24 protein-coding genes and 1 tRNA gene are annotated in these 24,858 nt (G+C 61.3%); 14 read left to right on the forward strand and 11 right to left on the reverse strand.

Annotated features, from left to right (window positions below; genetic code table 11):
- Positions 1–16 precede the first annotated feature (16 nt).
- From ATH90_RS01620 to bcsQ, 5 genes are all read left to right on the forward strand, one after another.
- Complete coding sequence (locus tag ATH90_RS01620) at positions 17–679, forward strand: SGNH/GDSL hydrolase family protein (RefSeq protein ID WP_034108715.1); 663 nt, start codon at positions 17–19, stop codon at positions 677–679.
- The gene (locus ATH90_RS01625; protein ID WP_069021219.1) at positions 679–1,344 is read left to right on the forward strand and encodes an alginate O-acetyltransferase AlgF; all 666 of its coding nucleotides are present in this window, start codon (positions 679–681) and stop codon (positions 1,342–1,344) included. The genes ATH90_RS01620 and ATH90_RS01625 overlap by 1 nt, the downstream gene beginning before the upstream one ends.
- A gap of 17 nt (positions 1,345–1,361) precedes the next feature.
- Complete coding sequence (locus ATH90_RS01630) at positions 1,362–2,777, forward strand: MBOAT family O-acyltransferase (RefSeq protein ID WP_034108719.1); 1,416 nt, start codon at positions 1,362–1,364, stop codon at positions 2,775–2,777.
- A gap of 12 nt (positions 2,778–2,789) precedes the next feature.
- Positions 2,790–3,914, forward strand: a complete 1,125-nt coding sequence (locus tag ATH90_RS01635) for an alginate O-acetyltransferase AlgX-related protein (RefSeq protein WP_098465589.1) — start codon at positions 2,790–2,792, stop codon at positions 3,912–3,914.
- 176 nt (positions 3,915–4,090) lie between these two features.
- On the forward strand, positions 4,091–5,026 hold the full coding sequence (gene bcsQ, locus ATH90_RS01640; protein WP_034108724.1) for a cellulose biosynthesis protein BcsQ: 936 nt from the start codon (positions 4,091–4,093) through the stop codon (positions 5,024–5,026).
- Between the two features lie 241 nt (positions 5,027–5,267).
- Here bcsQ and ATH90_RS01645 read toward each other — a convergent pair whose 3' ends face one another.
- The 5 genes from ATH90_RS01645 to ATH90_RS01665 all read right to left on the reverse strand — a co-directional run bounded on the left by ATH90_RS01645 (position 5,268) and on the right by ATH90_RS01665 (position 9,473).
- On the reverse strand, positions 5,268–6,455 hold the full coding sequence (locus tag ATH90_RS01645; RefSeq protein WP_098465590.1) for a methyltransferase: 1,188 nt from the start codon (positions 6,453–6,455) through the stop codon (positions 5,268–5,270).
- A complete protein-coding gene (locus ATH90_RS01650) occupies positions 6,436–7,125 on the reverse strand; it encodes an ABC transporter permease (protein WP_069078674.1) in 690 nt (229 codons plus the stop codon). The genes ATH90_RS01645 and ATH90_RS01650 overlap by 20 nt, the downstream gene beginning before the upstream one ends.
- Positions 7,126–7,163: 38 nt before the next feature.
- Complete coding sequence (locus ATH90_RS01655; protein WP_098465591.1) at positions 7,164–7,859, reverse strand: ABC transporter permease; 696 nt, start codon at positions 7,857–7,859, stop codon at positions 7,164–7,166.
- A gap of 74 nt (positions 7,860–7,933) precedes the next feature.
- Positions 7,934–8,686 carry an ABC transporter substrate-binding protein gene (locus tag ATH90_RS01660; RefSeq protein WP_034108728.1) on the reverse strand — a complete coding sequence of 251 codons (753 nt, stop codon included), beginning with the start codon at positions 8,684–8,686 and terminating at the stop codon, positions 7,934–7,936.
- Positions 8,687–8,699: 13 nt separating this feature from the next.
- Positions 8,700–9,473, reverse strand: a complete 774-nt coding sequence (locus tag ATH90_RS01665) for an ABC transporter ATP-binding protein (protein ID WP_025859203.1) — start codon at positions 9,471–9,473, stop codon at positions 8,700–8,702.
- A 554-nt stretch (positions 9,474–10,027) separates the two neighbouring features.
- Between ATH90_RS01665 and gabP the strand changes: the two genes are divergently transcribed.
- Positions 10,028–11,419, forward strand: coding sequence for a GABA permease (gene gabP, locus ATH90_RS01670; RefSeq protein ID WP_034108730.1), 1,392 nt, complete (start codon positions 10,028–10,030; stop codon positions 11,417–11,419).
- A gap of 141 nt (positions 11,420–11,560) precedes the next feature.
- Here gabP and ATH90_RS01675 read toward each other — a convergent pair whose 3' ends face one another.
- Together ATH90_RS01675 and ATH90_RS01680 are read right to left on the reverse strand one after the other, a co-directional pair.
- A complete protein-coding gene (locus ATH90_RS01675; protein ID WP_034108732.1) occupies positions 11,561–11,974 on the reverse strand; it encodes a hypothetical protein in 414 nt (137 codons plus the stop codon).
- A gap of 4 nt (positions 11,975–11,978) precedes the next feature.
- A complete protein-coding gene (locus ATH90_RS01680) occupies positions 11,979–12,932 on the reverse strand; it encodes an alpha/beta hydrolase family protein (RefSeq protein ID WP_034108734.1) in 954 nt (317 codons plus the stop codon).
- Positions 12,933–13,107: 175 nt separating this feature from the next.
- Between ATH90_RS01680 and ATH90_RS01685 the strand changes: the two genes are divergently transcribed.
- Together ATH90_RS01685 and ATH90_RS01690 are read left to right on the forward strand one after the other, a co-directional pair.
- Positions 13,108–14,073 carry an arsenic resistance protein gene (locus tag ATH90_RS01685; protein WP_098465592.1) on the forward strand — a complete coding sequence of 322 codons (966 nt, stop codon included), beginning with the start codon at positions 13,108–13,110 and terminating at the stop codon, positions 14,071–14,073.
- A gap of 87 nt (positions 14,074–14,160) precedes the next feature.
- A complete protein-coding gene (locus ATH90_RS01690) occupies positions 14,161–15,753 on the forward strand; it encodes a hypothetical protein (protein WP_098465593.1) in 1,593 nt (530 codons plus the stop codon).
- 132 nt (positions 15,754–15,885) lie between these two features.
- Here ATH90_RS01690 and ATH90_RS01695 read toward each other — a convergent pair.
- The 4 genes from ATH90_RS01695 to ATH90_RS01710 form a co-directional block, all read right to left on the reverse strand.
- Positions 15,886–15,961, reverse strand: a tRNA-Phe gene (locus ATH90_RS01695).
- A gap of 103 nt (positions 15,962–16,064) precedes the next feature.
- Entirely contained in the window at positions 16,065–16,337 is a 273-nt protein-coding gene (locus ATH90_RS01700; RefSeq protein ID WP_025859455.1) for an oxidative damage protection protein, read from the reverse strand.
- Positions 16,334–17,401, reverse strand: coding sequence for an A/G-specific adenine glycosylase (gene mutY / locus ATH90_RS01705; protein ID WP_098465594.1), 1,068 nt, complete (start codon positions 17,399–17,401; stop codon positions 16,334–16,336). The genes ATH90_RS01700 and mutY overlap by 4 nt, the downstream gene beginning before the upstream one ends.
- Complete coding sequence (locus ATH90_RS01710) at positions 17,398–19,608, reverse strand: AsmA family protein (protein WP_098465595.1); 2,211 nt, start codon at positions 19,606–19,608, stop codon at positions 17,398–17,400. Before ATH90_RS01710 ends, mutY begins: the two co-directional genes overlap by 4 nt.
- A 325-nt stretch (positions 19,609–19,933) precedes the next feature.
- Here ATH90_RS01710 and ATH90_RS29690 point away from each other — a divergent pair, with 325 nt between their 5' ends.
- From ATH90_RS29690 to hisF, 6 genes are all read left to right on the forward strand, one after another.
- A complete protein-coding gene (locus ATH90_RS29690; protein WP_034108745.1) occupies positions 19,934–21,595 on the forward strand; it encodes an OFA family MFS transporter in 1,662 nt (553 codons plus the stop codon).
- Between the two features lie 192 nt (positions 21,596–21,787).
- Positions 21,788–22,381, forward strand: a complete 594-nt coding sequence (gene hisB / locus ATH90_RS01720; RefSeq protein WP_017849940.1) for an imidazoleglycerol-phosphate dehydratase HisB — start codon at positions 21,788–21,790, stop codon at positions 22,379–22,381.
- Positions 22,381–23,019 (forward strand): imidazole glycerol phosphate synthase subunit HisH, encoded by a 639-nt coding sequence (gene hisH / locus ATH90_RS01725; protein WP_069021238.1) that lies wholly within the window; start codon positions 22,381–22,383, stop codon positions 23,017–23,019. Before hisB ends, hisH begins: the two co-directional genes overlap by 1 nt.
- Positions 23,020–23,277, forward strand: coding sequence for a DUF2164 domain-containing protein (locus ATH90_RS01730; protein WP_028615366.1), 258 nt, complete (start codon positions 23,020–23,022; stop codon positions 23,275–23,277). It begins immediately after the preceding gene.
- A gap of 39 nt (positions 23,278–23,316) precedes the next feature.
- Positions 23,317–24,054, forward strand: coding sequence for a 1-(5-phosphoribosyl)-5-[(5-phosphoribosylamino)methylideneamino]imidazole-4-carboxamide isomerase (gene hisA, locus ATH90_RS01735; protein WP_003187784.1), 738 nt, complete (start codon positions 23,317–23,319; stop codon positions 24,052–24,054).
- A 9-nt stretch (positions 24,055–24,063) separates the two neighbouring features.
- Positions 24,064–24,834, forward strand: coding sequence for an imidazole glycerol phosphate synthase subunit HisF (gene hisF, locus ATH90_RS01740; protein WP_003171107.1), 771 nt, complete (start codon positions 24,064–24,066; stop codon positions 24,832–24,834).
- The last annotated feature ends 24 nt before the right edge of the window (positions 24,835–24,858 follow it).

Genomic DNA, 24,858 nt, shown 5'->3' on the forward strand with positions numbered 1-24,858 from the left:
TTGATAGGAGTCATCCATGCCTGTTTCTGCAATTGCCGGCCTGACCCTGCTGGTACTCGGCGAGAGCCACTTGAGCTTCCCGGACCATTTGCTCGACCCGCTGCAAGCCAACCTCACCGCGCAAGGCGCCAAGGTTCACACCCTCGGTGCCTGCGGCGCTGGCGCGGCCGATTGGATCGTGCCGAAGAAAGTCGACTGTGGTGCCGAGCAACTGCCGGGTGGCAAGCCGCAGGTGTTCGGCAAGAACGCCATGAGCACCACGCCGGTCAAGGACCTGATCGCCAAGGACAAGCCGGACCTCGTGGTGATCATCATCGGCGACACCATGGCGTCCTATCCGGACCCGCAGTTCCCGAAAGTCTGGGCCTGGAAAAGCGTGACCTCGCTCACCAAGGCTATCAGCGAAACCGGTACCAAATGCGTGTGGGTCGGCCCGGCGTGGGGCAAGGTCGGCAGCATGTACAAGAAGGATGACGCGCGCACCAAGCTGATGTCGTCGTTCCTGGCGACCAACGTGGCGCCGTGCACCTACATCGACTCGCTGACCTTCTCCAAACCGGGCGAGTGGATCACCACTGACGGTCAGCATTTCACCATTGATGGCTACCAGAAGTGGGCCAAGGCCATCGGCGGCGCGCTGTCGGCATTGCCGGCCGACGCTGTGAAGGGAGCCAAGTGATGAAGCGCATCACCCTGGGCCTGGCGACTTTGCTCGCCAGCGTCAGCGCCTACAGTGCCGACATTCCGCTGTACCCCACCGGCCCGGAAAAGGACTCGGCGTTCCTGCGGTTTGCCAATGGCACGGCCGGCGAATTGAAACTGGTCGCCGACGGCTCCAAGGCCAGCCTGGTGTTGGCGGGCGACAAACGGGTTTCCGACTACCTGCCGGTATCGGGCGGCAGCACGCCCATCAAGGGGGTGTTGAGCCAGGGCGGCAAGACCGCTGACTTGGCCGTTACCGTGGCCCCGGGCGAGTTCGCCACCGTGGTGGCCGTGGCCGATGCCAAGGGCGGCATTCGCCAAGTGGTGATCCATGAGCAACCGGACGATTTCAACGCGCTGAAAGCCTCCCTGGCGTTCATCAACGCCGACGCCGCGTGCACGGATGCCAGCCTCGAAGCGGTGGCGCAAAAGGCCGAGCTGTTCAAAAAGGTCGCCGAAGGTTCGGTGCAGCGCCGCATGATCAACCCGGTGCAATTGTCGGTGCAACTCAAGTGCGCCGGCGCGCCGGTCGGCCAGCCGCTGACCTTCGGCCTCAAGGCGGGCGAGCGCTACAGCGTATTGGCGTTGCCATCGGCGTCGGGTTCCCGGTTGTTGTTCGCACCTGATTCGCTCGCTAACTGATCGGGCCCGACACCACCATGGTCTTTGCCTCACTCGAATTCCTCACGCTGTTCCTGCCGGCCTTCCTGTTGATTTATGCGCTGGCTCGTCCGAGCTGGCGCAACGTCATCCTGTTGATCGGCAGCTGGTTGTTCTACGGCTGGTTGAGCCCGCTGTTCCTGTTCCTGCACATGGTGTTGACCGTGGTGGCATGGGTCGGTGGCTTGCTGGTGGACCGCTCCCGTGAGGACGGCAAAGGCCGGGTGCGCCTGTTGATCGCGTTGATCGTGTTCAACACGGCGGTGCTGTGTTGGTACAAGTACGCCAACATCGTCGCCGGCACCGTAAGTGAGGTGATCACATGGTACGGTGCGATGCCGTTGGACTGGCAGCGCGTGGCCTTGCCGGCCGGCTTGTCGTTCATCGTGCTGCAGGCGATTTCGTACCTGGTGGATGTGCACCGGCATACGGTGCCGGTGGAGCGTAGCTTCATCAACTACGCCACCTATATCTCGATGTTCGGGCACTCGATCGCGGGCCCGATCATCCGCTACGACTGGGTCCGCCGCGAGCTGAACCAGCGTTATTTCAACTGGGCGAATTTCTCCCTGGGCGCGCGGCGCTTCATGATCGGCATGGGCATGAAAGTGCTGGTGGCCGACACGCTGTCGCCGCTGGTGGACATTGCCTTCCACCTGGAAAACCCGAGCCTGGTGGACGCCTGGATCGGTTGCCTGGCGTATTCGCTGCAACTGTTTTTCGACTTCGCCGGCTACAGCGCCATGGCCATCGGCCTGGGCCTGATGCTGGGCTTCCACTTTCCGGAAAACTTCAATCGGCCGTACCTGGCCAGCAGCATCCAGGATTTCTGGCGGCGCTGGCACTTGTCGCTGTCCAGTTGGTTGCGCGACTACCTGTACATCGCCCTGGGCGGTAACCGCGACGGCGTGTGGCGCACCTATCGCAACCTGTTCCTGACCATGGCGATTGCCGGGTTGTGGCACGGTGGCGACAGCTGGAACTACCTGCTGTGGGGGGCGGCCCACGGCGTGGCGCTGTGTGTGGACCGGGCGTGGTCGCGGTCGAGCCTGCCGAGCATTCCGCCGTTGCTGTCGCACAGCCTCACGCTGTTGTTTGTGTGCCTGGCGTGGACCTTGTTCCGCGCGCCGGACTTCCATTCGGCGCTGACGATGTACGCCGGCCAGTTCGGTCTGCACGGCATGGCGCTGGGGGATGCGATGGCCGTGGCCATGCGCCCGGCCCATGGCATGGCGGCGTTGCTGGGCCTGGTGTGCATCATCGCGCCGATCTGGCAGGTGCGTTGCGAGCAGCGTTTCGGTGCCCAGCCCTGGTTCGTGGTGGCGGCCTCACTGTGGCCGGTCGCCGGGTTTGTATTGTCGTTCGCGCTGATTGCCAGCCGCGACGCCGTACCGTTTCTGTATTTTCAGTTCTAAGGACGCCCGACCATGCCCGCTCCGACTGCGCCGACTCCTCCGAGCGACTTGGCCGTACGCACCAGCCCCCTGGCGGCCTGGGTGCTGGTGATCTTTTTGGCAGCGGGGCTGTTGTCCTGCGCCTGGTTGATGGTGAAGGGGCCGATCAGCTATGTGCCGGCCAAGGTCGACGGCGACATGCTGCTGCACGGCGACCTGACTCACCGTTTTGCCAAGGAACTGGCCAAGGCACCGATGGCGATCCAGGCCGCCAACCTCGAGCGTGGCGGCAGCTGGCTGGCCTTCGGCGACACCGGTCCGCGCGTACGTCCGGGTTGCCCCGGCTGGCTGTTTATCAGCGATGAGTTGCGCATCAACCGCCATGCCGGAGCCAATGCCCAGACCAAGGCCCAGGCGGTGATCGACCTGCAAAAACAACTGGGCCAGAAAGGTATCGACCTGCAAGTGGTGGTGGTGCCGGACAAGAGCCGTATCGCCGCCGCCCAGCGCTGTGGCCTGTACCGCCCGGCGGTGCTCGATAATCGAATCCGCGATTGGACCGCGGCGTTGCAGGCTGCCGGTGTTTCCGCGCTGGACTTGACCGACACACTCAAGCCCCTGGGCGCCGAAGCCTACCTGCGCACTGACACCCACTGGAGTGAAATCGGCGCCAACGCCGGTGCCCAGGCCCTGGCGCAGCGCATCCGGCAGCGCGGCATCAAGGCCACGCCAGAGCAGACTTTCGACATCACTCACGCAGCGCTTGCTGCGCGCCCAGGCGACTTGGTACGCCTGGCCGGTCTCGATTGGTTGCCGTCCAAGTTGCAGCCGCCAGGGGAGTCAGTCGCAGCCAGCACGGCCCATGAAACCGGTGGCGCAACCAGTAATGCCGACGACCTGTTTGGCGATGCCGGCCTGCCCAATGTGGCGTTGATCGGCACGTCGTTCTCACGTAACTCCAACTTCATCGGCTTTCTGCAAAAAGCCCTGAATGCGCCTGTCGGTAATTTCAGCAAGGACGGGGGCGAGTTCTCTGGTGCGGCCAAGGCTTACTTTGAAAGCCCTGCCTTCAGGCAAACTCCGCCTAAGCTATTGATTTGGGAGATTCCCGAGCGGGATTTGCAAACGCCCTACGATTCGATCAGCATGGGCCAGTAATTTGACGATTTGCCGTTTGTCTAAAAAATAGACAGTGCCATCATCAAAATAATGACACTTATCCGCGCTTGAAGCAGACTGCCTGCATTAAGGCGACCACAAAAAGACCTGCGGTAAGCAGTCGTATCAGCTGACCTTCTCACGTCTTTGAGCTTCGCCGTGATGAGGAATGCGTTATGAGTTTCACTGATGGTCTTCTCGTTCTGCTAGGCAGAGATGTGAGCCGCGATCCGCAAGGGCTGAATGCGCGGCTGCATTTTTTTGGCAGCGTTCCCGTGGATGACGGCACTCCGTTTCCCCCTCACGTCCCCTCTGCTCATGCGCAGTCCCAACCGGTGGACAAGGCCGTGCGGCGTCCCTGCGTGGTGGCGTTGGTGTCGGTCAATGGTGGCGTGGGTCGCAGTACCCTGGCCACTGCGTTGAGCAGCGGTTTGCAGCGCCTAGGCGAATCGGTGGTGGCCGTGGACCTGGACCCGCAGAACGCCCTGCGCATGCACTTCGGGGTCAGCCCGGGTTCGGCGGGTATCGGCCCTACCAGCCTGCGCAATGCGCACTGGGACACGATCCAGCAGCCGGGCTTTGTCGGCAGCCGCGTGATCACCTTCGGCGACACCGATCTGCGCCAGCAGGACGACCTGCAACGTTGGCTCAAAGATGAGCCGGACTGGCTGGCACAGCGCCTGTCAGCCTTGGACTTGAGCCCCCGTCACACAGTGATCATCGATACCCCCGCGGGCAACAACGTCTACTTTCATCAAGCCTTGAGCGTCGCCGATGTGGTGCTGGTGGTCGCGCAGGCCGATGCCGCATCACTCGGCACTCTGGACCAACTCGACGGCCTGCTGGCGCCGCACCTTGAGCGCGAGCGACCACCGCATGTGCACTTTGTGCTCAACCAACTGGATGAGGACAATGCCTTCAGCCTGGACATGGTCGAGGCGTTCAAGCAGCGCCTGGGCACGAAAGAGCCCTTGGAAGTGCACCACGACATGGCAATCAGCGAGGCGCTGGCGTTCGGGACCGACCCGTTGGATAGCCAGGCATTGAGCTTGGCGGGGGACGATATCAACGAGCTTTGCCGGTTGTTGATCGCGCGCAAAAAACATCTGTAAATCGCGGTTTATACGCTTAACGCCAGATGCTTATGCACAATCGGTTGGATGGCGGTGTCACGAAACGGCCATTATGTGGAGACGTTCTCATCACGCCGCAACTGCCTGTTTTACGTGCGTTTTATTGTGTGAACAAAAAATGACCAACCTGGCTTTTGCCCTGAAGCGCAGATGGTCACAGGCTCTGTAAAGAATTCATCAACAGAGTTATCCACAGGCTGCACGGCGACAATGTTGCCCCTTAATCGCGCTCGGCGAGCACCATCAGGTTGCGCGGGGTCAATGCGGGTTCGCAGAAGCTGCCCACCTCGACCTTGTAGCCGTTTTCACCAAGAAACAATGCCCGATCCAGCACCAGCCACAACTCCAGCGGGCGCCGAAACAGACCACGCACCAATTCCAGGTTCCTGACCTGCGCCAAGCGGCGCCAGCCATGTGCTTCCAAGGCCGGCCAATCCTGTTCACCTGTGGATAACCCTTTGAGGGTGGCCAGGTCCCGGCAGTAGTCCGCGAAAGGTTTGTCCAGCCAATGGGCGGGCAGGGACGGTGTGGGCAAATATTCGTCGCAGCCCCGCAGCTCGCGTTGCAGCTGATCGAATGCCAGGCGCCGTGCCATGGACGTGTCCCGCTGCAAGCGCACGCGTCTGCCTGCGGTGACGGTTTCGCTCAGCGGCAAGCCAAGGTCATCGATCGACAGTTGCAGGCGTGAGGCGTGGCCTGCGCTGGACAGTGGCTGGTAGGTATCGGACTGGACGCGGTTGTAACAGCAGGGCGCGAACGCCAGTTGCTTGCAGCCGACGGCGCTGGCCAGTCGAAGCAGGCGTACATGCAGGTCGCCACAGGCGTGCAGGGCGACGGGCGTGTGTTCGGGACCGAGGGTGACGTCCGCCATGACGTCTTGCAGGCGATGGGTGACGGCCAAGCCGTGGTGATCGCTCAAGGCCAGGCCTGCAGCGATCAGCGCTGGATCGTATTCCAGGCAGGTCAGCGCTTGATCGTCTTGTAGCAGGCGACGACCCAGGTGGCCTTTGCCCGCGCACCAGTCCAGCCAGTGCGTGGGCGCCTGTGCAAACTGCAGCGCGGCGCCGAACGCTTCAATCTGTGCCCACTTGCGGCCCGGAACATCGACGTTCAGGCGAGGGCGTGCGGGAGCCAGGGGGTGCGCCGGTAACTTATCCACAGCGCCGAGCTGCAGGGCCTGCGCAGCAAGCTGTGGAAAAGGTGCGGGGGCGGCCAAGTCATGGGGGCCGTTGTGACTGGCTTCGGCATCGGCCAACGAGCGTTGGCGCAGCCAATGGGCGAGGTCGGGATGCTCGGCTTCCCAAGGTAATTGGCGATGCGTAAAGGGCCGTGGTTTCCACAGCCCTTGGTGCTCGACCAGGAACGCGTCCAGCGCCTGGAAGCGTGCTTCAACGTCCTTGGCAGGCATCGACGCGTAGCCAGCGTTCCAGCAGTTTGAAGGCGCGTACCAGCACATACGCCATCAACAGATAGAACAGGCCGGCGGCGAAGAAAATCTCTACCGGCAAATAGGTGCGGGCAATGATGGTCCGCGCCATGCCGGTCAATTCCAGCAGGGTGACGGTACTGGCCAAGGCACTGGCCTTGAGCATCAGGATCACTTCGTTGCTGTACGCCGGCAGGCCGATGCGCGAGGCGCGCGGCAGGATGATGTAGAACAGTGTCTTTGGCTTGGACATGCCCAGCGCGCGCGCCGCTTCGATCTCGCCCGGCGGGATGGCCTGGATCGCGCCACGCAGGATCTCGGCAATGTAGGCGGCGGTGTGCAGGGTCATGGTCGCAGTGGCGCACCAGAACGGATCGCGCAGGTAGGGCCACATGAAGCTCTCGCGCACCGAGTCGAACTGCGCCAGGCCGTAGTAGACCAGGAACAATTGGACCAGCAAGGGTGTGCCACGGAAGAAGAAAATGTAGGCATAGGGCACGGCGCTGACGTACCAGCGCCGTGAGGAGCGCGCGATACCCAGGGGGATTGCCAGCAGCAGGCCGGCGATCACCGCAATGGCCACCAGCTCCAGGGTCAGGATGGCGCCCTGGGCCAACTTGGGCAGCCACTTGATGATCACGGCCCAGTTCAGGCCCAGGTCGAAATGCGCCAGCCAGCTGTAGTCGCCGCTCATTGGGAGCTCCTTGCAAAGCCGCGGGCGGCGCGTTTTTCCAGGAAGTGCATGCCGGTCATGGCCAGGACGGTCAGGCCCAGGTACATGAAGGCGGCGACCATGAAGAAGGTGAATGGCTGCTTGGTGACGGTCACGCCGATCTGCGCATGGCGCATGATTTCTTCAAGGCCGATCACCGATACCAGCGCGGTGTCCTTCATCAGGATCATGAACAGGTTGCCCAGGCCCGGCAGGGCGATGCGCCACATCTGCGGCATGATCAACCGGGTAAAGATCCGGAACTTCGACAGGCCCAGCGCTATACCAGCTTCACGGTGACCCTTGGGGATGGCGAGGATCGCGCCACGGAACACTTCCGTCGCGTAGGCGCCAAAGCACAGGCCCAGGGCGATTACCCCGGCGGCAAAGGCGCTGAGGGAAAGGTCGGGGTTTCCGAAGAACTCACCGAGGGCGCGCATCAGGTTGACCGTGCCGAAGTAAATCAGCAGCACCCACAGCAATTCGGGAATGCCGCGCACGATGGTGGAGTAAGCGCCGCCAAGCCATTGCAACGGCTTGTACGGCGACGTCTTGGCCAAGGCACCGGCCAGGCCAAGCACCAGCCCCAGGCACAGGGCCGTGAGCGCCAGTTTGACGGTCATCAGCGCGCCAGCCGCAAGGGCCGGGCCGAATCCGTAGAGATCGAAATTCATGGTGTTTTCATATCGCGGCAGGCATTGCTAAAAACCGACGCGCCCAAGTGGGCGCGCCGGTCAGGCCGTTCAGATCATTCGATGCTGAAAGGGAAGTACTTGTCGTTGATCTTCTTGTAGGTGCCGTCTGCCTTGATCTCTGCCAGGGCTTTGTTCAGGCGCTCGCGCAGTGGGTCGCCCTTGCGTACGGCGATACCGATCTTGTCGCTTTCTACAACCGGGTCGCCTTTGAACTCGTAGGCGGAACCGTCTTTGCTCTTGAGCCATTCGTACTGCACGTACTTGTCGGCGAGGATGCCGTCGAGGCGACCGGAGGTCAGGTCGAGATAGGCGTTTTCCTGGGTGTCGTACAGCTTGGCTTCGGTATCAGGCAGCTTGTCTTCCAGGTATGTACCGGCCAACGTGGCGCGTTGTGCACCGATGACCTTGCCTTTCAGGTAAGCGGCGTCGGTCTTGAAGTCCGCGGTGGCTTTAGGTGCGATGAACTGCAGCTTGTTGGAGTAGTACGGGTCTGTGAAGTCGACGGCCTCCTTGCGCTCGTCGGTGATCGAGAGCGAGGACACCAGGAAGTCGAACTTCTTGGCGTTGAGGGCCGGGATGATGCCGTCCCAGTCGGACACATACACTTCGCACGTCTCGACTTTCATCTTGGCGCACAGGGCGTCGCCGATGTCTTTGTCGAAGCCGACCACATTGCCGCTGGCGTCTTTATTGTTGAACGGCGGGTAGGCGGCTTCGATCCCCATTTTCAAGGTTTCTGCCATGGCCGTGGCGCTGAACGCCATCGAGACGGCCGCGGCCAGAAGGAATTTTTTGTAGTTCTGCATGCATGTTGCTCCGTTAGCGGTTGCTGGACATGAATTGTTTGCAGCGCGCCGAAAGCGGGTTTTCAAACACCTGCTGTGGCGATCCTTGCTCCTCGACCAGGCCCTGGTGCAGGAACACCACCTCACTGGACACTTGGCGGGCGAAGCCCATCTCATGGGTGACCAGCAGCATGGTGCGGCCTTCTTCGGCCAGTGCGCGGATCACATTAAGTACTTCCTGAACCATTTCCGGGTCAAGGGCCGAAGTGGGCTCGTCGAACAGGATGACCTTGGGCTGCATCGCCAGGGTGCGGGCGATAGCCGCCCGTTGTTGCTGGCCGCCGGACAATTGCGCGGGATAGGCGTGGCGCTTATCGCCGATACCAACCTTGGCCAGCAGGGCTTCGGCGACTTCGATGGCTTCGGCCTTGCTCTGGCCAAGCACACGGCGGGGGGCCTCGATGATGTTGTCGAGGATGCTCATGTGCGGCCACAGGTTAAAGTTTTGAAACACAAAACCGATTTCGCTGCGCAGGCGGTTGATCTGCTTGCCGTCCGCGGCCATCAACTCGCCGTTTTTCGCGGCCTTGAGCTTGAGCTCTTCACCGGCCACCAGGATCTGGCCCTGATGCGGGTTCTCCAGCAGATTGATGCAGCGCAGGAAGGTTGACTTGCCGGAACCGGACGAACCCAGGATCGAGATCACATCGCCGTCGCGAGCGGTCAGCGAGATACCCTTGAGTACCTCCAGCTCACCATAGCGTTTATGCAAGTTGCGGATTTCAAGCGCGGGCGTGGCCTCGGCCATGTGGGGTCCTCATTGTGTTCGTTGCGATCCTGCTGTTGGGCCGCCTTCCTGGCGAGGCGCCAAGCTAGCATAGCGTCTTGATGGCAGCCAACAGCGCGGCCGAGGGTAAACAGGTGGTGTGCGGCAGGGTGTCGCATCGGCACAGCAGCGTGTCGCGCCATCAACAACCGAACAACCGTTTGAACCCGAAAAACCACCGGTTTCGCGTAAAAAAGGGCGCGATGGTGCCAGCTTTGGCCGGGTGTTGGAAGGGTTAACCGGGCAAACGGTGCCTATCAGCCCCTTTATAGGGCGTCACGTACTTTTTGTGTGTGTTTATGGTGCGTTTATTCGTCTTCAATGTGGGTCGCACGGTAACGCTATAGCGGAATGCCATTGTTCTCAATGACTTGCGATGGTTGTTGATCGCTCCTGCAGGCCGCGTCAATCAAGGCTCTGTAACATTTTGGCGCAAATCTTGCGTAAAAAATAAAGAACGCCCTGTTGGTTTCTTTTCACGAGAGAGATCCCGGGCCGGGCGGACCGTTTTCGCAATTCCTCGTATAGGTGTGTCAATGAGTAGTACGCAAAGCTCCAATGACCTCGAACAGGGGCTCAAACCGCGTCACGTCACCATGCTGTCGATTGCCGGTGTAATCGGCGCAGGTTTGTTTGTCGGCTCCGGCCACGCGATTGCTGCCGCCGGCCCGGCCGTACTGCTGGCCTATGCCGCGGCGGGTACGCTGGTGGTATTGGTGATGCGCATGCTGGCCGAAATGGCCGTGGCGTCGCCGGACACCGGTTCGTTCTCCACGTATGCCGACCGCGCAATCGGTCACTGGGCCGGGTTTACCATTGGCTGGTTGTACTGGTGGTTCTGGGTGCTGGTGATTCCGCTGGAGGCCAACGCCGCCGCAACCATCCTGCACGCCTGGTTCCCGGATATCGCCATCTGGGCCTTTACCCTGATCATCACCTTGCTGTTGACGGCGACCAACCTGTTCAGCGTGAAGAACTACGGCGAGTTCGAGTTCTGGTTTGCGTTGATCAAGGTCGTGGCGATCGTGGGCTTTGTGATCCTTGGCCTGGCCGCGATATTCGGCTTCCTGCCGACCAGCCAGGTCAGCGGTGTTTCGCATCTGTTCGACACCCAGGGCTTTATGCCAAACGGCATGGGCGCAGTATTGGCCGCGATCCTGACCACCATGTTCTCGTTCATGGGCACCGAGATCGTCACCATCGCCGCCGCTGAATCCAAGAACCCAGGCCAGCAGATCACCAAGGCCACCAACTCGGTGATCTGGCGGATTGGTCTGTTCTACCTGCTGTCGATTTTCATCGTTGTGTCCCTGGTGCCTTGGAACGATCCGACCCTGGCGGCGGTAGGTTCCTACCAGACCGTGCTGGAGCGCATGGGCATCCCGAATGCCAAGCTGATCGTTGACCTGGTGGTACTGGTGGCCGTGACCAGCTGCTTGAACTCGGCGCTGTACACCGCTTCGCGCATGCTGTTCTCCCTGGGCCGTCGCGGTGATGCGCCGGCCGTGGCCAAGCGCACCAACAAGAGCGGCACGCCTTACTGGGCGGTGTTGTTGTCCACCGGTGCTGCGTTCCTGGCGGTGTTCGCCAACTACGTGGCCCCTGCGGCGGTGTTCGAGTTCCTGCTGGCCAGTTCCGGCGCCATTGCGTTGCTGGTGTACCTGGTGATCGCGGTGTCGCAACTGCGCATGCGCCAGAAACGCACGGCGGCGGGCGAGAAGATTGTCTTCAAGATGTGGCTGTTCCCAGGCCTGACCTACGCGGTGATGGTGTTCATCGTGGGTACGCTGACCATCATGCTGTTCCAGGAAGCGCATCGGGTCGAGATCATCGCGACTGGCGTGCTGAGCGTGCTGGTGGTGGCGGCGGGGCTGATCGTGGCGAGCCGTCGCAAGGCGCAGAGGGTCGGTGCTGCGGCACTTAACTGATGTGATGTAAGCCGGTGCCTGAGGGCGCCGCAATTGGAATGTGGGAGCGGGCTTGCTCGCGAAAGTGGTCGATCAGTCACTATTGCGGGCGACTGACACACCAAATTCGCGAGCAAGCCCGCTCCCACATCTGGTTTTGTATCAGTCCTGGGTGTTGGCCAGCGCCTGGGACGCCGCAACGTAATCTGCCTGGAACTGCGGCGACTCGATCCACGCCAGTGCGGCGGCTTCGTCGTCGGTGTCCGTGGCCCACTGCCGATACTCGATCAATGCCGCGAGAATGAAGTCGGTGGCTTCCTCTTCACCTTCCTGCTCCAGCACCAGTGCCAGCAATGGATGGGCCAGGAAGGCTGTGCACAGTGCCTGCTGGCTGGTCTCGCCCGCAGTGCGCATCTCTACGAACAGCTCGGTCAGATCCACTGACTCAAGGTCAATGCGACTGTCGTCGCCGGCGAACGCGTCCGGCTTGGTCGCAACGGCGCGCTGGGTACGGTTTTGCTTGGCCTTGGCCTTTGCCCGGTGGGCGCGTTTTTGCTGCTTGTTCGGCGAGGCCATGGGCTCAACGTCCTGGGGGTCTGGATCTGGGTAGGGTATTGAAGCGCAGGTTGGGGGAAATCCCAAGGGTATCCGCAGTTAATTGGCCATTTTGAAGCCATGCCAATGCAATAGGCCACAGCCGGTCCTGATACTCGCTGCGAAAAAATGCGAAATGTCCGACTTCTTTTTCGCCTATGTCTTCAGGCGCGATGCGCAGATGAGTGCGCTCGCTGCGGTCGAAGTAACCCAGTAGCCGCTCGATGGCAGCGACCGTCCCGAACGGATCGTCAGTGATGCTGATGGCCAGTATCTGCGCCTTCACATGGCTGAATGGCAGCTTGCCCAACCCTCGCCCGCTGGGGCGCGTTTCATAGGTGGGCGTCGGCGTGCTCCAGTCCCGTACCACGCCCGCGGGCGTGTCTTCCAGCCAGCCCAGGCGTTTGCCGGGAAAGTGCCCGCACAGCGCGGTCACCAGCGGCATCGCGACGTGCCACTTGGCGAACATGCGCCAGCGCACGCTCGCTGCGTAATCGCGCCAGTAAGCAAACTGTGCGCCCACTGTCACCATCCGCCGGATGACTGCACCGGAAGCCCCGAGTCCTGCGGCGCAACCACCGAAACTATGGCCGACGACATCAATTGGCTGTCCTGGAAACTCCCGCTGCGCGCGCTGCAGCATCGCCTCGAAATCCAATGCACCCCAATCCGACCATGAGGCTTTAAAACCGCGCAACGAGCCACTGCGAGATTCGCCGATGCCACGGTAGTCGTAGGCGATGACATCGAAGCCGTTGGCGAACAGGTAGTCGGCAAAACGCGAGTAGTGACGGCAGCGCACGGAGGTGGCGGCGTTGATGATGACGACCGGGCGTTCCAGGTCGGTGCGCGGGTGGCGCCAGGTGAAGCCGCCCAGGGTGTAGCCGTCGGCGGCAGGCTCGTGGAAAGCTTCCAGGTTGGGGCGGGTTGGAAGGTTCATAGGGCTACTCGGTCCTTGCGCCTTGGGTGAGGGCATGCAGGCTCACGCGCTTTTTTTATAAGGGGTCGAACTTAACAAATTTCGCGCATCGTGATCGCGGAGATTGTCAGGGTGCTCGACCTTGCCGCCCTGGATGCTTAGGCTGTCGACCTGTTGATCCCTCTGAGCCAGCCTTATGACTCGCGACGCCCTCGAACACAACCAGATCCCGGTCTACTTCGCCGCCGTGGCGCTGGCCGCTGTCTTTGGCCTGTTCGCGCCCTCATTCGCCCACGGCCTCAGCCAAATGGTCACGCCCGCTATCGCGGTGTTGATGTACGCGATGTTCCTGCAAATCCCCTTCCTGGATCTGCGCCAAAGCGTGGGCAACAAGCGCTTCCTGTCGGCATTGCTGCTGGCCAACTTCATCTTCGTTCCCCTGCTGGTGTGGGCATTGACCCAAAGCCTGGTGGGGCGCCCTGCGTTGTTGGTGGGGGCGTTGCTGGTGTTGCTGACGCCGTGCATCGACTACGTGGTGGTGTTCACCCACATCGGCAAGGGCGATTCGCGATTGATGCTCGCGGCCACGCCAGTGCTGTTGTTGCTTCAGTTGGCGCTGTTGCCGATCTATCTGAGCCTGATGCTCGGCGCGCAATCCGACGGGGTGGTTGAGGCTCGGCCGTTTATCGAGGCGTTCCTCCTGTTGATCGTGGTGCCGATGATTCTGGCGGTGGTCACGACATCGCTGGCGCGGCGTTCATCGATTGCCAGCGTTTGGAATCGCGCCTGGGCGTGGTTGCCGGTGCCGGCGATGGCGTGGGTGCTGTTTGTGGTGATCGGCTCGCAAATCACGTCAGTGGTCCGGGACATCAGCCTAATGCTGCCGGTGGTCCCGGTGTACATCGGTTTCCTCTTGCTGGCGCCGTTGATGGGGGTGCTGGCGTCGCGGCTGCTTGCGTTGCCTGCGGTAACGGCGCGAGCGGTGACGTTCAGCGCGTCGACGCGCAACTCGCTGGTGGTGCTGCCCTTGGCGCTGGCATTGCCCGAGGATGTGCGCAGCCTGGCGGCGACGGCGGTTATCCTGCAAACCCTGGTCGAGCTCGTTGGCGAGTTGGTTTACGTTCGCCTGATCCCGAAGTGGGTTTGGCCCGCAGGTCGGTAAGCGCGGGAATATTCAGGTCTGTTCAGGCGCTATTCAGCAGGGCAGTCGGCACCATAAGTCGGCGCCCCTTACCTGACAGGTCAACCGATGGATCACCGCAGCCGTTTTCGCCTGGAATCACTGGGCATTTTCCTGTTCGCTCTTTTGCTGTTCACCCTGGGTATCTGGGATCAGCAGCCCCAAGGTTTTGACGGGCGCTGGGCGCTGTTCCTGCAAGAAATGTATCGCCATGGCGCGAGTCTTTTCCCGACCACCTATGGCCAGCCCTATGCAGATTACCCAGGCACTGCGACCTTCTTCAGCGTTGTGTTCGCCCGACTGTTTGGTGCGCCTAATCACTTGGCGAATGTGCTGCCCACCGCCCTGGCGTCCGCTGGGGTCGTGGCCGTGATCTATCGCTTGCTGGTCCCGATGAATCGCCAGTGGGCACTGCTCACGGTGTTGCTGACTTTGCTTACCACTCAACTGCTCGAAAAATCCCGCTCGGTGTGCCTGGATCAGATGGTGGCGTTGCTCTGTGTCGGCAGTTTCTACCTGCTGCACAGCGGTGGTCGCTGGAGGCAGCTTGCGGTGTTCCCGTTGTTCATCCTGGGCTTTGCGATACGTGGGCCATTGGGGTTGATCGAGGTCTGCGGCGTGGTGTGCGTCTACTGGGCGCTGGGCAAGCCTGGGGAGCGCGTGAAGCAGGTGCTGATTCACGGCGTAGTCGGAGTGATGCTGCTGGCACTCTGTTGGTGGGGGTTGATGCAGTTGGCGCGTATCAGCGCAGGGGACGCCTTTGCCGATGAGGTGTTCAAGATGCAGGTGGGTGGGCGACTCGATGAAATCGGCGAGCCGTTCTATTTCTACTTCCAGCTCAGCATGTACCGCTACTTTCCGGTGGTGCCGATGGCGCTGGCGACAATGATCGCGCTGCGTCACCGCTGGCCCGAGCGGTTCGCGGGCGACACGCAGTTAGTGGCGCGGCTCGGTGCCTGTGGCTTGATGATCCTCCTCGGGTTGTCGGTGCCGCATTTCAAGCGGGCTTACTACATTCTGCCAATGGTGCCGATGTTCGCCGCTGTCGCCGCCTATGGGCTGCTCCAGGCACACAGTTGGCTCGCTGGCGTGCGCCGGTGCTACGAATGGCTTGTCGCAGCACTACCGGCTTTGTGCGTGGTTGTAGTGTTTGTCTGTCGGCAGGCGTGGCAGAAGCATGGTTACTGGCCGAACGTTTCGTTGCCGCTGCTGCTTGGGGTCTTGGTGATTCTGCAGGTAGCGGCATGGGTTGCATGGCGTCGGGTTGGCCGATTGGTGTGGCTCAGCCTGATCGCCTTGGCGGCGCAATGGTTGTTGTTGGTGACCGTGGTGGAGCCTGCCAAAGACTTGCAATTCGATACCCGGCAGTTTGTCAGCCGGGTAGAAACCCTTCGCGCGGCAGCACCCGGCCCCTTGGTGTTTGTCGACCTTGGGCGTGACACCTGGGCGGTGCGTTACATGATGAACCTGGATCACGACGAGCAGCCGGTGTTTATCGGCCGTCATGAGCTTGAGCGCTTGGAGAGCGTGCCTCGGCCGGCCTGGGTGATTGTGGCGCGCAAGCAGGCCGCGCTGCTGCACGGAACGGTGCTTGAGCATCTGGCTCCAGCTTATGAAGGGCGCTTGAATGACAACCCGCTGATGGTGTTTTTGCTCAACTGAGCCAGCGTGCGTTCTGAAGCGATCCCGAATCGCTTCAGGTCGGGCCTATAAATTTCAGGCAACAAAAAACCCGCACTAGGCGGGTTTCTTGATTGCTTTCACGTGATGTTTACACCACCTGAAAGCTGAAGGTGGTGCCCAGAGACGGAATCGAACCGCCGACACGGGGATTTTCAATCCCCTGCTCTACCGACTGAGCTATCTGGGCAACGGGGCGCATTAAACGGGTTTTTCAGGGGGTCGTCAAGCAAGTTTTCAAAAAATATTTAATTATTACCGTCGCTTACGTGCCGACCCCGGTTTTTGATCAATTATTGAGCAGGCGGCACGTAGCCGTCGGCCTTGGCGTATTCCTCGCCGGAAAAGAACTTGTCCATCTCGCCCGCCAGGTATTTACGATCTTCGGCGTTCATCATGTTCAAGCGTTTTTCGTTGATCAGCAGCGTCTGGTGTTTCAGCCAGTCGCCCCAGGCCTGGGCAGAAATATGTTCGAAAATGTCCTGGCCCTTGGCGCCCGGGTACGGAGGGCGTTCCAGGCCTGGCAATTCTTCTTTGTACTTGCGGCACATTACGGTGCGGGTCATGACGACACTCCTGCATTCAATACGTCGGCCGCGCGCTTCAGCAGTTTTTTCACCGGGGCTGCAAGGCCCAGGCGCGGCGGGGTGGCGAGGTTATACCAGAGCCAGTCGGCCTCGGCCACGTGATGGGCGGATTCCTCGACCTGGACCAGCCAGGGTTCGATGGCGAGCTGGAAGTGGCTGAAGGTGTGGATCAATCCCGGTAGTTCCTGTTGCTTGCCCAGTTCCAGCGCGTGCTGGTTGGCCAGGTGCTCGAGGTCCTGCAGGTCATCCAGCTCCGGCAAGCTCCACAGGCCGCCCCACAGGCCCGTGGAAGGACGGCGGTAAAGCAGGATCGCGCCCTCGGCATTGGCCAGCAGCGGCATCAGCGTGTGCTTTTGCGGGATGGTCTTGCGCGGCTTGGGGATCGGGTAGCGTGTCTCCAGGCCGAGCATGTGCGCTTCGCAGCCTTTTTCCAGCGGGCACAGCAGGCAGCTGGGTTTGCTGCGGGTGCAGAGGGTGGCGCCCATGTCCATCATCGCCTGGGTGTAGGCGTTGACGCGGTCATGGGGGGTGAAGCGTTCTGCGGTGGCCCACAGCTGCTTGGCGACCTTGGGCTCGCCGGGGTAGCCCTCCTGCGCGGTAAAGCGCGCGAGTACGCGCTTGACGTTGCCGTCGAGGATCGGTGCACGCAAGCCCATGCTCAGGCTGGCAATCGCACCTGCGGTGGAGAGGCCGATGCCAGGCAGCTCGGTGAGCTTCTCGACATCCTTGGGAAACTCGCCGCCGTACTCGGCCACGATAATCTTCGCGGTCTTTTGCAGGTTACGCGCCCGAGTGTAGTAACCCAGGCCGGTCCACAGGTGCAGCACTTCGTCTTCCGGCGCGGCGGCCAAGGCCTCGACCGTTGGCAGCGACGCCATGAAACGGTCGAAGTAATTGAGCACGGTGCTCACCTGGGTCTGTTGCAGCATGATCTCCGAGACCCACACCCGATACGGCGTGATGCCCTGTTGCCAGGGCAAGTCATGGCGACCGTGGCGGTCGTACCAGTCCAGCACCGCCGTTGAAAACTGCTCGCTTCTCATCGCTTGAACAAGCCCTTCAATGCGTCTTTCAGTTGCGGATTAACCTTGTCGAGTTTCTCTTCCAGCTTCTCGTTGAGGCGGTTGCCAGCCGCTTTGATCGCGACCTGGCCGAGCCCATCCTTGTCGAGGCGGCACGCCTTGGCGCCCAGTTCCAATGGGCCACGGCAGCGCAGCGGCACTTCGATGCCCTGGAAGTTGGAGCCCACCTGGCAGGCCGGGTCTGGCGTTGCGCGCTGGTCGCCTTCGACGATGATGCCCACGCGGTAGTCCATGCCCAGTACGCGCAGGTCGACGTCGCCGTTGCCATTGACCGTCAGGCCCGGGATGCGCACTTTCAGGTCAGGGTTGGTGGCGACACCGTTACGGAAGGTCAGGTTACCCTTCAGCTCCTGGAACGGCGTGTCCTTGCCTTGCGGCGTACTGCTCAGTGTTTTGCGGTTGAGCAGGGCAATGCCGGTGCACAGTTGCTGCTCAAGGTTCGCATTGAGCAGCACGCCGTTGTTGATCACAAAGCTGGCGGTACCGTTGAGGCTGTCGATGAGGGCCTTCTGGCTATTGCCGCGCCCCGTGAGGTTGCTGTCGAGGGTGATCTGGCCCTTCACCGGTGGGTTTTGCCCCTGGGCTTGCAGGATGCGCTCGACCGGCACCTGCTTGATCCGGCTCTGCAGTGCCAGCACGGGAATGTCCTGGCGCACATCAAGGGTGCCGTTGGCTTGGAAGGTGCCGTTGTAGAGACCGCCGCTCAGGGTGTCGAGCTTGAACTGGCCGTCGAGTCCGGACGCCTTGAGTGCGGCATTCTGGATCGGTAGCTTGCTCAAGGTCAGTTGGCCAAACGCAAGGTCGGCGTCCACATCCAGCGTGCGCAGGCGGGTCAATGGCAGCAGTTTGTCAGTGCTCCAGGCACCCTTGGTCGGGGCGTCGGGCAACGGCGTGGTGCCGCCGGCGGCCATCGCGCCGGCTTCGCTGTTCTGCACTTCGGCCTGGCGTGCGGCGGCTGCACCCTTGGCGGATTCGGACTTGGCCGGCAGGTAGTTATCGGCGTTGAAGGTGTCGCCCTTGAGCTGGACGCGCAGGGATTGCTTGGCGAAATCCTCCACGGCGACGCGACCGGTGAAGGTGCTGCCGTCGAGTTTCAGGTTCAGGTCTTCCAGCGCCATGCTGCTCGGCGTGCCCTTGAGGCGGCTGACCAGCTCGACCTTGCTCAGGCTGCCGTCGGCCATCGGCGGCAACGGGTGGCCGACGCTGTCGAGGAACTTGGCCAGGTCAAACTGGGCAATGGAGAGGGCGCCGCTGAGCTGCGGGGTCTTGTCCAGGTCGTTGACCTTCAGTTCGCCCAGGGCGCGCAACTGGTTGGCCGAGAGCTTCATGTTGGTCCATTCGGCGATATTGGCCGCCTGGTCCACCAGCAGTTGGCCCTGGGTGGAGAATGTCACGGTCTTGCCCTGCAGCGGCTCGCCCGTGGCTTCGCCAGTGATCTTCATGTCTTCAAGCTGATAACGCTTGAGCGCACGCTGGATGCGCAGGTTGCCGTTGAGCTCGGTCTTGACGCGCATCACCGGCTGGTTGCTGCCGAAGAAGGCGGTGAGTTTCACCGGGATGCTGGCGCCTTCGTGCACGGCACCGGCACTCAGTTGAATGCTTTCGGCGCTGAACTGTTTGCCGGTCTGCTCATCGTTGTATTCAACGCGGGCGTTGTTGATGGTCAGGCTGTCGATGTCCAGGCGGATGGGTTTTGCCGGCTTTTCCGGTTCGGATTCGGCAGGTTGCTCGACCGAAGCAGGGCTGGTGGCGCTCGCTTCGGTCACGTTCTTGCCAATGTCTTCCCAGTTGCCATGGCCTTGCTTGTCACGGTTGAGACGCAGGTTCAAGCCTTCGACACGCACGTCGCTCATCTGCACTTCACGGCGCAGCAGCGGCAGCACACGTACAGACAGGCCGAGCATCTGCAGGTCGGCGAAAGGCTGGGTCGGGGCGGTCAGGGTCGCCACGCTGGCTTCGTGCAGTTCAAGGCCGAGCCAGGGGAACAGGCTCCAGCCGATATCGCCGTTGAGCGTCAGCTCGATGTGGGCCTTGTCGCGGGCAATCTGGCGAATCTCATCTTTATAGTCGTTGGGATCGAAGAGGTGGGTCAGGGCAAAGCCCAGAGCCACAATGATCAGCAACAGCCCGAGAAGTACCAGACCCAGGATTTTGCCGAACGCTTTCATGGGCGAGTCCTTGTATGTCGATTTCAAAATTTAGCCGCAGAGTATAACGCCCGATGGCCTGCGTCAGTGCTCCGATCGTTACATTGTATCCAGAGGCGGAAAACGGGTTTTTGACGTCAAACAAAACAGATTTCCTGAAAAAGGTGATATCAGTTTGGTTTTTCTGTCATCCACAGGTGCTAATCTGCGCAGGTTCGTCTGCCTTCTGCGACACAACGTCGCGCTTAAATGGAGCTTTACTCAACAACAACGGCCAACGCTTTGCGTGCAAGGCTGAGGGAGAGAGCGCCTGACGGACACATACTAACAACTGGGGGAAACACCAATGAGCACTAGCACTGCGGCGGGTTCAACTGCCGCACAGCCTGCGTTCCTGTCCAAGGAGCGCATTATCGCCAAGCCCGGCTTCAACCGCTGGCTCGTTCCGCCGGCCGCCCTGGCCATCCACCTGTGCATCGGCATGGCTTATGGCTTCTCGGTGTTCTGGCTGCCATTGTCCAAGGCGCTGGGTATCACCAAACCGCTCGCCTGCGCGCCGGACATGGGCTTCATCGCCCAAATTTTCTCGTCCCAATGCGATTGGCCCATCTCCATGCTGGGCTGGATCTACACGCTGTTCTTCATCTTCCTGGGCTGCTCGGCAGCGATCTGGGGTGGCTGGCTGGAGCATGCGGGCCCGCGCAAGGCTGGCGTTGTTTCGGCGCTGTGCTGGTGCGGCGGCCTGCTGATCTCGGCGTTGGGTATCTATACCCACCAGATCTGGCTGATGTGGATCGGTTCCGGGGTCATCGGCGGTATCGGCCTTGGCCTGGGCTATATCTCGCCTGTGTCAACCCTGATCAAGTGGTTCCCGGACAAACGCGGCATGGCCACCGGCATGGCGATCATGGGCTTTGGCGGCGGCGCGATGGTGGGTGCACCCCTGGCCGCAGCGCTGATGGGCCACTTCGCCACGCCAACCAGCGTGGGTGTATGGCAGAGCTTCGTGGTGATGGCGGCGATCTACTTTGTGTTCATGATCGGCGGCGCTTTGCTGTACCGCGTTCCGCCGACCGGCTGGAAGCCTGAGGGCTGGACTGCCCCGGCGAAAAAAGCCAGTAACGCGATGATCACCCACCGTCACGTCCATGTGAATGTGGCATGGAAGACCCCGCAATTCCGCCTGGTATGGCTGGTGCTGTGCCTGAACGTGTCTGCCGGTATCGGCATCCTGGGCATGGCTTCGCCACTGTTGCAGGAAGTCTTCGGCGGCAAATTGCTGGGTGTTGACGTGCCGTTCGGTCAACTGGACGCCGGCCAACTGGCTTCTATCGCAGCTATTGCTGCAGGTTTTACCGGCTTGTTGAGCCTGTTCAACATCGGTGGTCGCTTCTTCTGGGCATCGTTCTCCGACTACCTGGGTCGTAAAAACACCTACTTCGTGTTCTTCGCCCTGGGCTTTGCCCTGTACGCGCTGATCCCGAACCTGGGGCACCTGGGCAACGTGGCGCTGTTTGTAGCGGCGTTCTGCGTCATCCTGTCGATGTACGGCGGTGGTTTTGCGACCGTCCCGGCCTACCTGGCCGACCTGTTCGGCACCCAGATGGTCGGCGCGATCCACGGTCGCCTGCTGACCGCCTGGGCCGCCGCGGGCGTGCTGGGCCCGGTACTGGTGAACTACCTGCGTGAATATCAGCTGAGCATCGGCGTTGAACGTGCTGCCGCCTACGACATCACGTTGTACATCCTCGCTGGCCTGCTGGTATTGGGTTTCGTTTGCAACCTGCTGGTTCGCCCGGTGGCTGACAAGTACTTCATGACCGACGCCGAACTGGCCGCCGAGCAGGCGCTGGGCCATGACAAAGGGGCTGATGCCACCACTTCCCTGGAGTGGAAAGCAGCCTCCGGCACCGTGCCACTGGCCATCGCAGCGTGGCTGGTAGTGGGTATTCCGTTGGCGTGGGGTGTGTGGGTGACCCTGCAGAAAACCGCGGTACTGTTCCACTGATGCAATGCTTGCAGGGGCTGGCTTGCCGGCTCCTGCATGGCCATGTTGTGCCGGTCGGGGGTTGTACACACATGTCTATCCCCGACATTCCTCGCTTCAACTCGTCAGTCTTATCCCCTCCGATGTTTCTGTTTAGCGCCCGCGCCCCTATAATGGCTGCCTTTTTCGCCCAATGATTTTGCGGAGCTGGTGATGGCCGAACGTAAGGCGTCCGTCGAGCGCGACACTCTGGAAACCCAGATCAAAGCCTCGATCAACCTGGATGGCACCGGAAAGGCCCGATTTGATATCGGTGTACCTTTTCTTGAGCACATGCTGGACCAGATCGCCCGTCACGGGCTGATCGACCTGGATATCGTCAGCAAGGGCGACCTGCATATCGACGACCACCACACGGTGGAAGACGTCGGTATCACGTTGGGCCAGGCATTCGCCAAGGCCATCGGCGACAAAAAAGGCATCCGTCGCTATGGCCACGCCTATGTGCCGCTGGACGAAGCGCTGTCGCGCGTGGTCATCGACTTCTCCGGCCGACCAGGCCTGCAGATGCACGTGCCTTACACCCGCGCCACCGTCGGTGGCTTCGATGTCGACCTGTTCCAGGAATTCTTCCAGGGTTTCGTCAACCACGCACTTGTCAGCCTGCACATCGACAACCTGCGCGGCACCAACACCCACCACCAGATCGAAACCGTGTTCAAGGCATTCGGCCGCGCCCTGCGCATGGCTGTAGAGCTTGATGAGCGCATGGCCGGGCAAATGCCGTCGACCAAGGGCGTCCTGTAATGCAGACGGTCGCGGTTATCGATTACGGCATGGGTAACCTGCACTCGGTGGCCAAGGCCCTCGAACACGTAGGTGCCGGCAAGGTGCTGATCACCAGCGATGCCAACGTGATTCGCGAAGCCGACCGGGTGGTGTTTCCGGGCGTTGGCGCGATTCGCGACTGCATGGCCGAGATCCGCCGACTGGGCTTCGACAGCCTGGTACGCGAAGTCAGCCAGGACCGCCCGTTCCTCGGCATCTGCGTGGGCATGCAAGCCTTGCTCGACAGCAGTGAAGAAAACGACGGCGTCGACTGCATCGGCCTGTTCCCTGGCAAGGTGAAGTTCTTCGGCAAGGACCTTCACGAAGACGGCGATCACCTGAAAGTCCCGCACATGGGCTGGAACGAAGTCCGCCAGACCGTGGATCACCCGCTGTGGCACGAAGTGCCGGACATGGCGCGTTTCTACTTCGTGCACAGCTACTACATTGCCGCCGGTAAACCGGGCCAGGTGGTAGGTGGCGGGCACTACGGCGTTGATTTTGCCGCCGCGCTGGCCGAAGGTTCGCGGTTTGCCGTGCAGTTCCACCCGGAGAAGAGCCATACCCACGGCCTGCAATTGCTGCAGAACTTCGCCGCATGGGACGGGCGCTGGTAAATGGCCAGGAAGCCGAAGCCGCCGATCTTGAACCTCACGCCCGAGCAGGAGAGTGAGGCTACCCTCAAGATCAAACGCTTCATGGAAGACCGCTTCGAGCTCAAGCTGGGGTCGTTCGAGGTCGCCGAGATTCTCGAACTGTTCACCACCGAAGTTGCTCCGCACTATTACAACAGGGCGATTTTCGACACGCAGACGCTCCTTAAAGAAAGGTTCGAAAGCATCGAAAGCGACCTGTGGTCGCTTGAGAAACCCTGATTTCCCAAGCATTGCTGAATATCGAATAAGGTTTGCCAGATGCTGATTATCCCCGCTATCGATCTCAAGGACGGCGCTTGTGTACGCCTGCGCCAAGGCCGCATGGAAGACTCCACTGTGTTCTCCGATGACCCGGTGAGCATGGCTGCCAAATGGGTGGAAGGGGGCTGCCGTCGTCTGCATCTGGTGGACTTGAACGGTGCCTTCGAAGGCCAGCCGGTCAACGGCGAAGTGGTGACCGCGATCGCCAAGCGCTACCCGAACCTGCCGATCCAGATCGGCGGCGGTATCCGCTCACTGGAAACCATCGAGCACTACGTCAAGGCCGGCGTAAGCTATGTGATCATCGGCACCAAGGCCGTGAAAGACCCGGCCTTCGTCGCCGAAGCCTGCCGCGCGTTCCCTGGCAAAGTGATCGTGGGCCTGGATGCCAAGGACGGTTTCGTCGCCACTGACGGTTGGGCCGAAATCAGCACCGTGCAAGTGATCGACCTCGCCAAGCAGTTCGAAGCCGACGGCGTCAGCGCCATTGTTTATACCGACATCGCCAAAGACGGCATGATGCAAGGCTGCAACGTGCCATTCACCGCTGCGCTGGCTGCGGCCACGAAGATTCCGGTGATCGCCTCCGGTGGTATCCACAACCTGGGCGACATCAAGTCGCTGCTGGACGCCAAGGCCCCTGGCATCATCGGCGCCATCACCGGTCGTGCGATCTACGAAGGTACCCTGGACGTTGCCGAAGCCCAGGCTTACTGCGATGCCTACAACGGCTGAGGACTGACCATGGCGCTGGCCAAACGCATCATCCCTTGCCTGGACGTCGACAACGGTCGTGTGGTCAAGGGCGTCAAGTTCGAGAACATCCGTGATGCCGGTGACCCGGTGGAAATCGCCCGTCGCTACGATGAGCAAGGTGCCGACGAGATTACCTTCCTCGACATCACCGCCAGCGTCGACGGCCGTGACACCACGCTGCATACCGTCGAGCGCATGGCCAGCCAGGTCTTCATCCCGCTGACCGTGGGTGGGGGGGTACGCACCGTGCAAGACATCCGCAACCTGCTCAACGCCGGCGCGGACAAGGTCTCGATCAACACGGCGGCGGTGTTCAACCCGGAGTTTGTCGGCGAAGCCGCGCAGCATTTCGGCTCGCAGTGCATCGTGGTCGCCATCGACGCCAAGAAAGTCTCTGGCCCGGGCGAAACCCCGCGCTGGGAAATCTTCACCCACGGCGGTCGCAAGCCGACCGGCCTGGACGCGGTGGAGTGGGCGATGAAGATGGAAGGCCTGGGCGCCGGTGAGATCCTGCTGACCAGCATGGATCAGGACGGCATGAAAAACGGCTTCGACCTCGGTGTAACCCGCGCCATCAGCGACGCGCTGGGCATTCCGGTGATCGCCTCCGGCGGCGTCGGCAACCTGCAGCACCTGGCCGACGGCGTGATCGAAGGCCACGCCAGTGCGGTACTGGCGGCGAGTATTTTCCACTTTGGCGAATACACCGTTCCCGAGGCCAAGGCCTACATGGCAGCGCGCGGTATCGTCGTTCGCTAAACGCTGCTGGACACCATGGCAGGC

The organism is Pseudomonas lurida, from assembly GCF_002563895.1.
Taxonomy (GTDB): Bacteria; Pseudomonadota; Gammaproteobacteria; order Pseudomonadales; family Pseudomonadaceae; genus Aquipseudomonas; species Aquipseudomonas lurida.

Bases quoted from the DNA above. Each gene is read 5' to 3' on its own strand.
- ATH90_RS01700 (WP_025859455.1), bottom strand. From the start codon at position 16,337: ATGACCCGCACCGTAATGTGCCGCAAGTACAAAGAAGAATTGCCAGGC.
- ATH90_RS01645 (WP_098465590.1), bottom strand. From the start codon at position 6,455: ATGCCTGCCAAGGACGTTGAAGCACGCTTCCAGGCGCTGGACGCGTTC.
- hisH (WP_069021238.1), top strand. From the start codon at position 22,381: ATGCAGACGGTCGCGGTTATCGATTACGGCATGGGTAACCTGCACTCG.
- hisF (WP_003171107.1), top strand. From the start codon at position 24,064: ATGGCGCTGGCCAAACGCATCATCCCTTGCCTGGACGTCGACAACGGT.
- ATH90_RS01635 (WP_098465589.1), top strand. From the start codon at position 2,790: ATGCCCGCTCCGACTGCGCCGACTCCTCCGAGCGACTTGGCCGTACGC.
- ATH90_RS01665 (WP_025859203.1), bottom strand. From the start codon at position 9,473: ATGGCCGAGGCCACGCCCGCGCTTGAAATCCGCAACTTGCATAAACGC.
- ATH90_RS01710 (WP_098465595.1), bottom strand. From the start codon at position 19,608: ATGAAAGCGTTCGGCAAAATCCTGGGTCTGGTACTTCTCGGGCTGTTG.
- ATH90_RS01730 (WP_028615366.1), top strand. From the start codon at position 23,020: ATGGCCAGGAAGCCGAAGCCGCCGATCTTGAACCTCACGCCCGAGCAG.
- ATH90_RS01630 (WP_034108719.1), top strand. From the start codon at position 1,362: ATGGTCTTTGCCTCACTCGAATTCCTCACGCTGTTCCTGCCGGCCTTC.
- hisB (WP_017849940.1), top strand. From the start codon at position 21,788: ATGGCCGAACGTAAGGCGTCCGTCGAGCGCGACACTCTGGAAACCCAG.
- gabP (WP_034108730.1), top strand. From the start codon at position 10,028: ATGAGTAGTACGCAAAGCTCCAATGACCTCGAACAGGGGCTCAAACCG.
- ATH90_RS01625 (WP_069021219.1), top strand. From the start codon at position 679: ATGAAGCGCATCACCCTGGGCCTGGCGACTTTGCTCGCCAGCGTCAGC.
- ATH90_RS01685 (WP_098465592.1), top strand. From the start codon at position 13,108: ATGACTCGCGACGCCCTCGAACACAACCAGATCCCGGTCTACTTCGCC.
- mutY (WP_098465594.1), bottom strand. From the start codon at position 17,401: ATGAGAAGCGAGCAGTTTTCAACGGCGGTGCTGGACTGGTACGACCGC.
- ATH90_RS29690 (WP_034108745.1), top strand. From the start codon at position 19,934: ATGAGCACTAGCACTGCGGCGGGTTCAACTGCCGCACAGCCTGCGTTC.
- ATH90_RS01680 (WP_034108734.1), bottom strand. From the start codon at position 12,932: ATGAACCTTCCAACCCGCCCCAACCTGGAAGCTTTCCACGAGCCTGCC.
- hisA (WP_003187784.1), top strand. From the start codon at position 23,317: ATGCTGATTATCCCCGCTATCGATCTCAAGGACGGCGCTTGTGTACGC.
- ATH90_RS01675 (WP_034108732.1), bottom strand. From the start codon at position 11,974: ATGGCCTCGCCGAACAAGCAGCAAAAACGCGCCCACCGGGCAAAGGCC.
- ATH90_RS01655 (WP_098465591.1), bottom strand. From the start codon at position 7,859: ATGAATTTCGATCTCTACGGATTCGGCCCGGCCCTTGCGGCTGGCGCG.
- ATH90_RS01660 (WP_034108728.1), bottom strand. From the start codon at position 8,686: ATGCAGAACTACAAAAAATTCCTTCTGGCCGCGGCCGTCTCGATGGCG.
- ATH90_RS01690 (WP_098465593.1), top strand. From the start codon at position 14,161: ATGGATCACCGCAGCCGTTTTCGCCTGGAATCACTGGGCATTTTCCTG.
- ATH90_RS01620 (WP_034108715.1), top strand. From the start codon at position 17: ATGCCTGTTTCTGCAATTGCCGGCCTGACCCTGCTGGTACTCGGCGAG.
- bcsQ (WP_034108724.1), top strand. From the start codon at position 4,091: ATGAGTTTCACTGATGGTCTTCTCGTTCTGCTAGGCAGAGATGTGAGC.